Genomic DNA, 11,379 nt, shown 5'->3' on the forward strand with positions numbered 1-11,379 from the left:
GCCGGGCGAGGTGGTGATACTGGCCGAATGAGGCGGGACAAGGCCACCGTCGCGGTGCTGATGTTCGACCGGGCCCCGATGTTCGAGACGTCGGTGCCGATCAGCGTGTTCGGCGTGGACCGGACCTCCAGCGGCGCGCCGGCCTTCACCGTCCGGCCGGTCGCCGCGGAGTCCGGGCCGCTGACCACCACCGGCGGCATCCAGGTCGTGCCGCCGTACGGGTTGGAGGCGTTGGACGGGGCCGGGATCGTCGTCGCGCCGTCGTGGCGGAACTCCGCCGAGCGGCCGCCTGAGCCCGCCCTTCGGGCCCTTCGTGCCGCGCATGAGGACGGCGCTCTGGTCGTCGGGCAGTGCATGGGGGCCTTCGTGCTCGCCGCCGCCGGTCTGTTGGACGGCCGGCGGGCCGCCACCCATTGGTTCCATGCCCCCGTGTTGGCCGCCTCGTATCCTCGGGTCACCGTGGATCCCGGTGTCCTGTATGAGGATGACGGCGATGTGATCACCAGCGCCGGCACCGCCGCCGGCATCGACGCGTGTCTGCATGTCGTGCGCCGGCTGTGGGGCGCCGAGGCCGCGACCGCCATCGCGCGGCGGATGATCGTCGCTCCGCAGCGCAGCGGCGGGCAGGCCCAGTACATCGACCATCCCATCCTCGTCATGCCCGACGGCGACCAGCTCGCGCGGGCCATGACCTTCGCCTTGGAGCATCTCGACGAGCCCCTTGAGGTCGACACCCTCGCCGCCCAGGCTCTCCTGTCCCGTCGCACCTTCGACCGCCAGTTCCGCGCCGTGGTCGGCATTTCTCCCCTTCAGTGGCTGCTACACCAGCGGATCTTGCAGGCGCAGCGCATGTTGGAGCAGACCGACCTGCCCGTCGACGCCATCGCCCGCCGGGTCGGCTTCACCGCCGGCGTCTCTCTTCGCCCTTCGTTCCGCCGCATTGTCGGTGTGAGCCCTCAGGATTATCGGAACACGTTCAGGCCCAGGGGAGTTGTCGATGGCGGAGACGGTCGCAGTGGTCGGGGTCGGTCGCATGGGCACCCCGTTGATCGCCCGGCTGGTCGCGGCCGGTCATGACGTGGTCGCCACCGACCTCCTCGACCGCCGTTCCGTCGTCGAGGCCGCCGGCGCCCGTTGGGTCCCCGACCTCCGCTCGTGCGACGTCCTGCTCACCTTGTTGCCCGGCAACGCCGAGCTGGCCGCCTATTCCCCCGTGGACTGTCGCTTGTGGATAGACCTCACGAGCGGCTCTTTCGACGCCGGTCAGCGCCGTCATGACGTCCCTCATCTCGACGCCCCCATGGGCGGCGGCGTGTCCGCCATGCGCGAGGGCGCCATCACCCTCTACGTCGGCGGCCCCGCCTCTTTGTTGGCCTCCGCCACCCCTTTGCTGCGCTCTTTCGCCTCCACCATCCACCATGTCGGCGATCACGGCTCCGGCTACTTGGCCAAGCTCTTGATCAACCTCCAGTGGTTCGGCCATGCCCTCCTCGCCACCGAGTCTCTGCTTCTGGCCCAGCGCCTCGGCCTTTCCCCGGACCTCATGCGCTCTTTGCTGCTCGGCAGTGCCGGCGACAGCGCTTTCGCTTCCCGTCACCTGCCTTCTCTGCTCTCGGGCGACTACCTCCGCGACTTCGGCCTCGCCCGCTGCCTGGAGGAGATGGAGTCCGTCGAGCGCGCCGCCTCCAGTGCCGGCACTCCTCACCCCGTCACCTCCCTCGTCGCCGACCTGCACCGCTCCGCCTTGGCCCATTTCGGTCCCGTCGACGGCGAGCTGATGGGCCCCGCCTGGTTGGAGTCCCAGGCCGGCTTCCCCCTGTCCGACGGCCGTTAGCGCCGCGCGTTCGTTCGGCCTTCGACCACGTGCGCCGATGACCCGATCCCCTTGCCGGCACGGCCATAGCCATGCCCGGCTTCTTTACCCCGCGTCCTCTAGCCCGTCGGAGAACACCGGCCTGTGGTTCACCATCTTCACCGTCCAGCGGCTGTGGTGGATCAATCGGTGGTGGGATCCGCAGAGCAGTACCATGTTGTCCAGGCTGGTAGGTCCTCCGTTCGCCCATTCGACTACGTGGTGGGCGTGACACCGCGCCGGTTCCGTGTGACACCCGGGGAACGCGCAGCTGCCGTCCCGCTCGATCAGTGCCTTGCGGATCCCCTTCGGGGCTGTGCGCTGCTGCCGTCCCACGTTCAGGATCTCTTCGTTGGCCCCAAGCACCAGCCGCATGACCGTGCTGTCACACGCGATCCGGCGGGCCTCGGCCGCGCTCATCACGCCCCCGCCTTCGACCTTTGCCACACCCGTGTTGTCCATGAAGTCCTTGAACGACATCGACAGCGTCAGGTGAGGGCGCTCCCCGCCCTGCTCGGGCAGGCCTTCACTGCGGGAGGCCAGCTCGATGATCTCCGCAAACGCATCCCCCTGCCGCTCCGCCGTCGTGCGCGGGTCCTTGCCCGAGGTCGGCTTGGCCAGCGCACTGAGCAACGCCGCGATCTTCGCCCCGTACTCCTGGTCGAGCCTTCCCCAGAACACCATGCTGCCGTCCAGCTTGCGCTCGAAACGGAACTCCCGCTTCGGCTCCCGCAACTCCCGGTCATCCGGCGCCTTGCCGTCCTGGTCGAGGTGAAACAGGATCCGCTGCGCGATGTCCTTGAACTCGCCCTCGTCGAACTGGACGTTCTCCAACAACGACGCCTCAACCCGGTCCCGCTCAACCGCCGGCGCTATCCGCAACGTCTCGTGGATGATCTTCAGACGCTGCCGGTCCAACGCCCCAGCGCGACCCGCCTCGCTGCGGAACAACTCCGCGTACCGAAGCCGCTCACGCGCTTCCCTGATCGTGAGCCGCCAGCGGATCACCATTGTCGACACGATCGAGGTCCGGTCCTCCTTCGACTTCACTGATCGGTCCCACACCTCCCAGACGCGCTCCAGCTGCTGGATGTAGGTTGCCCGGTACAGAGTCTCGGCTTCTTCGCCGGCTTGCCACAGCTCCAGTTCGCCGTGCTGCCACCCTTCGGTGTCGGCAGGGAATTCAGGATTCGCTGACATGCCCGAATAATACTCCCCTTATGTGATCGACTTCCGTTACACGCCAACCAATACACGATCGTGTCGGCCTTCAGCACCCTTCGCTGAAAAGCGCTTTCCGGCCTCCTTTGCAACGCTTCCCTCGCCATGATCGAACCCCCACCCTCCGACCCGTCCCAAGCCTTCTGTAAACGCGCGCACCCACCCAGCCCTTGTCGCGCAACGCACCCCACCCTCCCCACCTGCCTCGCGTCCCCTCACTCCAGCACCGCATGCCGGAGAGAGTGATTGTGCTTTGTAGACAGAGACCGGCAACCGCGCGGTGCGGACACCCGACGCACCAGACGCACCCGACGCACCACCGCAACTCAAGAATTAACGGCGTATGGCAGTTCGCTTCCTAAGGCTAAAGTCCCTCTCATGGAGCGCCCCTTCGAAGTAGTCACCACCGGTCACTCCGGCACCCGAGTCGTCCGTTTCCTGGACGGTTCCGGCTACCTCAAAACCGCTCCCCCCGAGGACATTCGCGCCGCCGACCTGATCGACGCTGAGCGCGACCGCCTCCTGTGGCTGCGTTCCCGCGGCATCCCGGTCCCCGCCGTCCTCGACGCCGGCCGCGGCTGGCTGCACACCGCCGCAGCCCCCGGCCGCCCCGCCTCCGACCCCTGGCCACCAGACCACCGCAACCGCGACCGCGTCATGACGATCATGGGCGAGACCCTCCGCCACCTCCACTCCGTGGACCCCTCCGACTGCCCCTTCGGCACCGGCCCGGTCATCGGCCCGGCCATCGACCCGGTCATCGGCCACGGCGACTACTGCCTCCCCAACGTCCTGATCGCCGACGACGACACTGTGCACCTGATCGATGTCGGCCGCGCCGGTCTTCTCGACCCGTCCGTCGACATCGAGGACTGCCTGAACAGCATCCGTGGGCCGTTCAACCCGCAGTTCGACGAGGCCCACGCCACCCGGTTCCTCGCCGCCTACGGTGCCTAATTCGCTTGCCGACCGCTGCTACGTTCCGGGTCATGCTGACCGGAAAGCTTGTGCGGCTGCGGGCGCTCGAACCGTCCGACGCGGGGGCGCTGTACCGCTGGAACGAGGATCCGGCGGTGCTCCAGTGGATGATCAACGAGTATCCCGACTCCCTGGCCCAGTTGACCAAGCGCCTGGGTGAGGAACGGCCGCGGAACACGTACGACAAGCTGATCCTCTGCATCGAGACGCTGGCCGACCGAACCCCGATCGGCGTCGTCGCCCTCACTGACGCCGAACCGGAGAACGGCCGGGCGGAGCTCGACGTCTACGTCGGAGAGGCGGCCTATCGCAACGGCGGCTACGGCACCGACGCGATCCGGGTGCTGTGTCGTTACGGCTTCGACCAGATGCGCCTGCACGGCATCACGCTCTGGGTGGTACCCGAGAACGAGGCGGCCCGGCACGTCTACAAGAAGCTCGGCTTCGTCGAGGAAGGCCGTGAGCGCGAGCGTTTCCGCCGCGACGGCCGGTGGTACGACCTGATCATCATGAGCGTGCTCGAAGGCGAACTGGTCGAGGACTGACGGTGCTCAGGCCTGTCCGGAGCGTGCAATCAAAGCCGGAAAGACCCGGGCGAACGACGCCAAGCTCTTGAACGGCTCTCCGGACAGCACGCGGTTGGCGATGGTGAACGGCAAGGCCGTGTGCCCGTTGACCATCACCGCCGGCGTCGCATCCGATGTCCAAACGCCGCCGTAAACCCGCACGAGCACCTCGCCCGTATAGGCGCCAACCAGCTTCCACCACAGGTCGAGCCGCTCCCCGCCCAGAGGTCCCTCGGCCAGCAGCCGCTCGCACACGGAGTCGAGCCGCTCGAGGCTGTCGACGGTGAAGTCGAGCTGCTCGGAGAACTCCTTGGCGACGAGGGTCACGCACTGCTCGGCGACGAAGCGAAGGTCGGTGGACACGACAGGAATCGTGACACGGGCAAGGGCCCGAGCGCAGCGGAATTGCTCAGGAATCCCGTCTGCGCCATGTAGGAGCGGCATAAGGGGGTGGGAATTCCCGGAGCTCCCAACGGTTGGGATAGTACCCGGCGTCCCACTGCTGCGGCGGCAAGCTCGGCCGGTTCTCGCCCCTGCCAAGGGAAATTCGAGGAACACCTGGTAGCCCGCCGCCGACCAGGGTGACGTGAAAGCCGTCGGGGAGGACTCGCCGCATGACGGTCGGGCGCGGGTCTCCCATGAATCGTCGTCGCAGGTCCCGGCCTCGGCGTTGAGGTACACGCTGCGCTGTTCCTAGATGGCTTCCAGGCCGTTGCCCGGCAGCAGCCGTTCGAACGACAGCCCGAGGGTGTCCAGGGTCAAGAGGCGCTCCCGACGGCCCATTCACAGATGGCGGCGAGGGGCTGTTCGAGGGTCTTGCCGAGTTCGGTGAGGGCGTACTCGACGTGCTGGGGCGGCGTGGACTTGAGCACGCGGCGGTCGACGAGGCCGTCGGATTCCATGTCCCGCAGGGTCTCGGTGAGCACCTTGGCGCTGATGCCGGGGATGCGGCGGCGGAGCTCGGCGTGGCGCTGGGGGCCGGCGAGCAGGGCGTAGATCAGCAGCACCCGCCACTTGGAGGCGAGTCGTTCCAACGCCTGCCGCGTGGCGCAGCTCTCCAACAGCACATCCGGCACCAACACGGGGAAAGGTTACCGCGAAGTGCCTTCTGGTCGCGGGGAAATCGTCGATCTAGGGTCGGCGTCATGACACGAGTGACGTTCCGGGCCGACGGTGTCGAACTGGTCGGAAACCTTTCCCTGGCAACGGATGCGCCGGCCGTAGTGCTGACGGGCCCGTTCACGGGAGTGAAGGAACAGGTGGCGGGCACCTATGCCCGTCTCCTGCACGAGCGAGGCGTCACGACCCTGGCCTTCGACCACCGCGGTTTCGGCGAGAGCGGCGGCCGGCGGGCGCACGAGGACAGCCAGGGCAAGCTGGCGGATCTGCGGGCGGCGGTGGCGGTGCTGGCCGAGCACACGGCAAGGATCGGCGTGGTGGGCGTGTGCCTGGGCGGCGGCTACGCGGTGAAGGCGGCGGCGACGGATCCCCGTCTTCGGGCGGTGGTGGGCATTGCCGGCGCGTACAACAGCCCGGCCCGTTTCAGCGCCGATCCGGGCTATCGCCAGGCGATTCGGTCGTTCATCGACCGCTACGACGAAGAATTGCCGGCGGTGGCCCCGAACAACGGCCCGGCGGCGATGGCCGGGGACGAGCCGTACGCCTACTACGGCACCGATCGGGCCAAGGCCGAGCACTGGGAGAACCGCGTCACCTACGGCTCCCTGCACGCCATGATGACACTCGACGCCCTCGGCGCGGCGCCGCTGCTGGCCGAAACCCCGCTGCTGGTCGTGCACGGCCGCAAGGACGATTACTGCTCGCCCGATCTGGCCGCGGCGCTGTACGAGGAAACGACCGGGAAGAAGGAGATTCTCTGGCTGGACGCGCACCAACACATCGACCTGTACGACGTGGAGCCCTATGTCTCGCGGGCGGCCGATGCCGCCGCGGAATTCCTGCACCGCGAATTGTGACGGAAACCGCCGGCCGAAGCCGGCGGTTCCCGGTGCTGTCAGGCGTAGAGCTCGGCCCAGGTCGGCACGTGCGGGGTGATGAGCAGCTGCATGCTGGCCTCGGCGGGCAGGCGGTTTCCCTTGCGGGCGTTGCAGCTGCGGGCACTGCCGCCGCAGCAGGCGACGGTGTTGAGCCAGCTGGTCCGGGCGCCGCCACGCGACAGCGGCACGATGTGGTCGATGGTGTCGGCGGGACGGCCGCAGTAGGCGCAGCGGTGGTTGTCACGCCTCAGGACGGCGCGGCGGGTCCAGCTCGGCGGCCGGCTGTAGCGCCACTTCATCACCACGTACCGCACGAGTCGCACGACCCGAGGCAGCGGGTAATGGCCGAACTTGGTGCCGGCGTCGGCCTCGTGGATCTCCGCGACCTCACGTATCAGCATTCGGACGGCGTGCGGGACCGACACGGTGTGCAACGGCTCCAGACTCGCGTTCAGCACTAATACGCCCATGACCTCCCACCTCCTCTCGTCGATAATCTTGTGCGCGCGAGAAGGGGGCGTCAATCGGTATATCGGGTCAGTCCACTGAGGACAACGCGCCGAACACGGCCCGGATCCGCGGCAGGTGCTCCCGGCCGCGCCGCGTTCCGATGTGGACGGTGTTGACGACGGGCTGGGAAGGCCGGTGCAGCACGGAAAGCCGGCCGGCGGCCAGGTGCTCCTCGACCAGGTAGTGCGGGGCGATGGTCAGCCCGGCCCCGGCCAGCACGGCGGCGACGACGGCCCGAAAATCGTTGACGACCAGCGCCGGCGCCGGCGGCCGAATGGCCCAGCACTCCCGGAAATAGCGCCGGGCCATCGGCATCTCCTCGGAGTAGCCGACGAACCGCCGCTCCTGCCCGGGCTCGTACGGCTCGTCGCCGGACCGCCCGACCAGCAGGAACCGCTCCTCCAGCAGCTGCACGAGGTACATCCGCCGGGTCGGGACGCCCTCGATCTTGGTCAGCAGCGCCACGTCGATCTCGTCCCCCAGCACGGCCTGCACGAGATCGGGCGACAGCCCGACCCGGCACCGTACGGTCAGCCCCTCGGCCAGCAGCGGGGCCATCCGGGTGACCACGAACCGTTCCAGCAGGTCGACGGGGGCGCCGACAAAAACCGGCCCGGCCCCGGACAGGGTCGCCGAGCGCAGCCCGTCCAGCGCGCCTTCCAGGGCGTCGATGTGCTCGGCGACCTCGGCGGCGAGGCTGTGCCCGGCCTCGGTGGGCGTGATGCCGCGCCCGGCCCGCCGGAACAGCGGCCGCCCGACCGACTCCTCGATGGCCTTGAGGTGGTGCGACACGGCGGGCTGCGACAGCCGCAGCGCCTCGGCCGCCCGCGCGACCCCGCCCGTCCGGTACACGCTCAGGAACGAGCGCAGGGCGACCAGTTCGGGGCGGTTCGTCACCCGAGTCAGCTTATTTGACCCCGGCCAGCGCGAAGAACTCCTGGCGCGACCGCGCGTCGGATCGCAGGACGCCCAGCATCGTCGACGTCACGGTGCTGGACCCGGCGGCCTTCACACCTCGCAGCGTCATGCACGTGTGCTCGGCCTCGATCACCACGCCGACGCCCTTGGGCGCCAGCTGGGTGCTCAGCCAGTCCGCCACCTGCTTGGTCAGTCGCTCCTGGACCTGCGGCCGGCTGGCGAAGTGCTCGACCACACGGGCCAGTTTGGACAGTCCGAGGATGCGCGCGTCGGGCAGGTAGCCGACGTGCGCGACGCCGACGAACGGCAGCAGGTGGTGCTCGCACACCGACCGCACGGGGATGCTGCGGGCCAGCACCAGCTCGTCGTAGCCTTCGTCGTTGGGAAACGTGGTCAGGTCGAACGGCCGCGGCGTGAACAGCTCGGCGTAGGCCCGCGCCATCCGGCCCGGCGTCGCCCGCAGGCTCTCGGTGTCCGTGTCCACGCCCAGCGCGCGCAACAGGTCACCGGCGGCGCGCTCGGCCGCCTCGAGATCGACACCGGTTGCGGGCTCGTGGACCACCCGTAACGCCTGCATGTGACCTCCTCGACCGTAGTTTCGCCAATAGATGTTGGTCTTATCGCCGTCGCAGGTCAAGAAGTGTGGTTGCGGACACGCTCGTAGGCGATATTCTGGGCAGGGTGAGCACCGATCGGGCGATCAGCGCCGTGGCCGCCCTCGACGACAACCTGCGCCGAGGCATGTTCGACTTCATCCGCGCCGCCCGGCATCCCGTGACCAGGGACGAGGCGGCCGCCGCCGTGGGCATCTCCCGCAAGCTGGCCGCGTTCCACCTGGACAAGCTGGTCGACGCCGGTCTGCTGCGGGCCCACTACGAGGGCGTGGGCCGGGTCGGGCGTGCCCCGAAGGTGTACGAGCCGTCGGACGTGGACGTGCAGGTCAGCATCCCGTCCCGGCAGTACAACCTGCTCGCCGACATCCTCGTCGACGCCGTGCTGACCGACGATCCGCGGGGCTCGGCCGAAGGCATCGCCGCCGACCGTGGTCGCGAGTTCGGGGTTGCGGAGCGTGAGGAGGAGCGGCCGGGGCGGCTGGGCACCGAGCGCGCGCTGACCATGACGTGTCGGCTGCTGACGCGGCACGGCTTCGAGCCGTTGCGGGACACCCCGAGCACGGTGCGGATGCGGGACTGCCCGTTCCATCCGCTGGCGTCGAAGGCCCGTGACCTGGTGTGCGGCATCAACCGCGCGTTCCTGGAGGGCGTGATCGACGGGCTGGAGGCCCGGACCGTGGAGGCGGTGCTCGCGCCGGACGGCGCCGGCGACTGCTGCGTGGAGCTGCGTCCGCGTGAGGAGGACTGACGGCTTTTCCCGCCACTTCACTCTATAACCGATGGGGGGACTTGCCGCAAGGCCCCCGTACGGGCTCACAATCGCCCCCGTAAAGCGATGAGTGACGGGGGTATTTCCCATGCGAGTGTTGCTGTCGACCATCGGGTCGCGCGGTGACGTCCAGCCCGTGGTCGCCCTGGCCCTGAGGCTGCGGGAAATCGGGCATGAGGCACGGTTGTGCGCGCCGCCGGATTTCCGGGAATGGGTCGAGGGGCTGAGTATCGAATTTGTGCCGCTTGGTCCCGAGGTGCGACCCGGCGCCAAGCCGGACTCCGAGTTCCGGCGGCTCGGGGCCACCCCGGAGGGCCGCCAGCAGCTGATGGACGGCACTGTGGCCACGCAGTTCGAGACGCTGCTGCCGCAGGCCGAGGGCTGCGACGTGGTCCTGGGCTGGTCGGCGCTCCAGGTGGCGGCGTCGTCAATAGCGGAAAAGCTCGGTATTCGCCACGTCTACGCCACATTCAGCCCTAATCAACTCCCTTCCGGGCAGCATCCGCCGATTCCGCTGCCGGGCTGGGTGCACCCGGCCGGCGCCGACAATCACACGCTGTGGGGGATGGAATCGCGGCGGTGGAACGAGCAGTGGCGGCGGGCCGTCAATTCCAACCGGGCCAGGATCGGGCTTGAACCGATCGAGGACGTGCTGAGCCACATGAACTCGCCACGGCCGTGGCTGGCCGCCGACCCGGTGCTCGGGCCCTGGCCGGGGTCGGACGGACTCCAGGTCACCCAGACCGGGGCGTGGCTGATGCGGGACACGAGGCCGCTGCCGGATGAGCTGGCGCGGTTCCTGGACGCCGGCGAGCCGCCGGTGTTCTTCGGCTTCGGCAGCACCGGCGACGCCCAGGCCGAGGTGGTGACCACGATGGTGGCGGCGGCACGGGCCGTCGGCCGGCGGGCGGTGATCTCCAGCGTCTGGGCCGATCTGGAGCTGGCCGCCGCGGCCGACGACATGCTGGTCATCGGCGAGGCCAACTTTCAGGCGCTGTTCCCGCGCGTGGCCGCGGCCGTGCACCACGGCGGTTCCGGCACCACGACGGTGACCTCGATCTCCGGCACGCCGCACGTGATCGTGCCGCATCGCTACGACCAGTTCTACTGGGCGGAACGGGTTGAGGCACTGGCATCGGCGCCCGTCACGAGGGCACGAAGCCGACCGTCGAGTCGCTGACCGCGACCCTGGACCGCGCGCTGCGGCCTGAGGTCGCCGTGGCAGCCAAGGCCGTGGCGGCCGAGATGGTGCGTGACGGCGTCGAGATCGCGGCCGATCTCCTTGTGGGTTAAACAGTGTTCAATTTCTTGGATTAGCGGTCCCGGCTACCCCAGTGCCGGGACCGCAACACCCGCTTGAGGATCTTGCCGGCCCCTGACACCGGCAACTCCTCGACGAATTCCACCGAACGCGGGGCCTTGTAGCCGGCGATGTGCTGCTTGCAGTGCTCGCGCAGCTCGTCGTCGGCGGGCTCATGGCCGTCGGCCAGCACGACAACGGCGTGCACCCGCTCGCCCCACTCCTCGTCCGGCACGCCGATCACCGCGCACGCGGCCACGGCCGGGTGCTTGGCCAGCGCGTTCTCCACCTCGGCCGAGTACACGTTCTCGCCGCCGGAGACGATCATGTCCTTGAGCCGGTCGACGATGTAGACGTAGCCGTCGTCGTCCATGTAGCCGCCGTCGCCGGTGTGCATCCAGCCGCCGCGCAGCGCCTTTTTCGTTTCCTCGGGCTGATTCCAGTAGCCCAGCATCACGTTGTCGCCGCGCACCACGATCTCGCCGACGGCGCCGCGGGGGACCTCGCGGTCCTGGTCGTCCACGACCATCACCTCGACGTGCGGCGCCGCCCGCCCGGCGGACCGGCGCAGGCTGGCGTCGTGGTGCGCCTCCGGGCTGAGCAGCGTCGCCACCGGCGCCAGCTCGGTCATGCCGTACGCCTGCGTGAACTCGG

Annotated in this window: 14 protein-coding genes; 7 read left to right on the forward strand and 7 right to left on the reverse strand. The window is 68.9% G+C overall.

Going from position 1 to position 11,379, the window contains the following annotated elements; genetic code table 11:
- Positions 1 to 27: 27 nt before the first annotated feature.
- Together KUTG_RS57105 and KUTG_RS59490 are read left to right on the forward strand one after the other, a co-directional pair.
- Positions 28 to 1,077, forward strand: a complete 1,050-nt coding sequence (locus tag KUTG_RS57105; RefSeq protein WP_084580318.1) for a GlxA family transcriptional regulator — start codon at positions 28 to 30, stop codon at positions 1,075 to 1,077.
- Positions 1,034 to 1,834: an NAD(P)-dependent oxidoreductase gene (locus tag KUTG_RS59490; protein WP_198047461.1), complete on the forward strand. Its 801-nt coding sequence runs from the start codon at positions 1,034 to 1,036 to the stop codon at positions 1,832 to 1,834. The genes KUTG_RS57105 and KUTG_RS59490 overlap by 44 nt, the downstream gene beginning before the upstream one ends.
- An 84-nt stretch (positions 1,835 to 1,918) precedes the next feature.
- Here the strand turns inward: KUTG_RS59490 and KUTG_RS39530 are convergent, their stop codons facing one another.
- On the reverse strand, positions 1,919 to 3,052 hold the full coding sequence (locus KUTG_RS39530; protein ID WP_052395928.1) for an HNH endonuclease signature motif containing protein: 1,134 nt from the start codon (positions 3,050 to 3,052) through the stop codon (positions 1,919 to 1,921).
- 399 nt (positions 3,053 to 3,451) lie between these two features.
- Between KUTG_RS39530 and KUTG_RS39535 the strand changes: the two genes are divergently transcribed.
- Together KUTG_RS39535 and KUTG_RS39540 are read left to right on the forward strand one after the other, a co-directional pair.
- On the forward strand, positions 3,452 to 4,030 hold the full coding sequence (locus tag KUTG_RS39535; protein WP_052395929.1) for a phosphotransferase: 579 nt from the start codon (positions 3,452 to 3,454) through the stop codon (positions 4,028 to 4,030).
- Between the two features lie 32 nt (positions 4,031 to 4,062).
- A complete protein-coding gene (locus KUTG_RS39540; protein ID WP_043724279.1) occupies positions 4,063 to 4,596 on the forward strand; it encodes a GNAT family N-acetyltransferase in 534 nt (177 codons plus the stop codon).
- A 6-nt stretch (positions 4,597 to 4,602) separates the two neighbouring features.
- Here KUTG_RS39540 and KUTG_RS39545 read toward each other — a convergent pair whose 3' ends face one another.
- Together KUTG_RS39545 and KUTG_RS39550 are read right to left on the reverse strand one after the other, a co-directional pair.
- Positions 4,603 to 4,980: a hypothetical protein gene (locus tag KUTG_RS39545; RefSeq protein ID WP_043724280.1), complete on the reverse strand. Its 378-nt coding sequence runs from the start codon at positions 4,978 to 4,980 to the stop codon at positions 4,603 to 4,605.
- Between the two features lie 395 nt (positions 4,981 to 5,375).
- Positions 5,376 to 5,699, reverse strand: a complete 324-nt coding sequence (locus KUTG_RS39550; RefSeq protein ID WP_043724283.1) for a winged helix-turn-helix transcriptional regulator — start codon at positions 5,697 to 5,699, stop codon at positions 5,376 to 5,378.
- 63 nt (positions 5,700 to 5,762) lie between these two features.
- On the opposite strand from KUTG_RS39550, the gene KUTG_RS39555 reads away from it, so the two are divergent.
- Positions 5,763 to 6,593, forward strand: coding sequence for an alpha/beta hydrolase (locus KUTG_RS39555; protein ID WP_043724285.1), 831 nt, complete (start codon positions 5,763 to 5,765; stop codon positions 6,591 to 6,593).
- A gap of 38 nt (positions 6,594 to 6,631) precedes the next feature.
- Here the strand turns inward: KUTG_RS39555 and KUTG_RS39560 are convergent, their stop codons facing one another.
- The 3 genes from KUTG_RS39560 to folE all read right to left on the reverse strand — a co-directional run bounded on the left by KUTG_RS39560 (position 6,632) and on the right by folE (position 8,619).
- A complete protein-coding gene (locus tag KUTG_RS39560) occupies positions 6,632 to 7,084 on the reverse strand; it encodes an HNH endonuclease (protein WP_043724287.1) in 453 nt (150 codons plus the stop codon).
- Positions 7,085 to 7,151: 67 nt separating this feature from the next.
- Positions 7,152 to 8,021 (reverse strand): LysR family transcriptional regulator, encoded by an 870-nt coding sequence (locus tag KUTG_RS39565; protein WP_052395930.1) that lies wholly within the window; start codon positions 8,019 to 8,021, stop codon positions 7,152 to 7,154.
- A 10-nt stretch (positions 8,022 to 8,031) separates the two neighbouring features.
- A complete protein-coding gene (folE, locus tag KUTG_RS39570) occupies positions 8,032 to 8,619 on the reverse strand; it encodes a GTP cyclohydrolase I FolE (protein ID WP_043724290.1) in 588 nt (195 codons plus the stop codon).
- A 104-nt stretch (positions 8,620 to 8,723) separates the two neighbouring features.
- Here folE and KUTG_RS39575 point away from each other — a divergent pair, with 104 nt between their 5' ends.
- Together KUTG_RS39575 and KUTG_RS39580 are read left to right on the forward strand one after the other, a co-directional pair.
- Positions 8,724 to 9,404: a helix-turn-helix transcriptional regulator gene (locus tag KUTG_RS39575; RefSeq protein ID WP_043724292.1), complete on the forward strand. Its 681-nt coding sequence runs from the start codon at positions 8,724 to 8,726 to the stop codon at positions 9,402 to 9,404.
- Positions 9,405 to 9,513: 109 nt separating this feature from the next.
- Positions 9,514 to 10,605, forward strand: coding sequence for a glycosyltransferase (locus KUTG_RS39580; RefSeq protein WP_369794567.1), 1,092 nt, complete (start codon positions 9,514 to 9,516; stop codon positions 10,603 to 10,605).
- Positions 10,606 to 10,738: 133 nt separating this feature from the next.
- On the opposite strand, the gene KUTG_RS55565 is transcribed toward KUTG_RS39580, so the two are convergent.
- Positions 10,739 to 11,379: AMP-binding enzyme (locus KUTG_RS55565; protein ID WP_043724294.1), on the reverse strand; the 641-nt coding region annotated here is incomplete at its 5' end.

The sequence above is a fragment of the Kutzneria sp. 744 genome (genome assembly GCF_000568255.1).
Lineage (GTDB): Bacteria > Actinomycetota > Actinomycetes > Mycobacteriales > Pseudonocardiaceae > Kutzneria.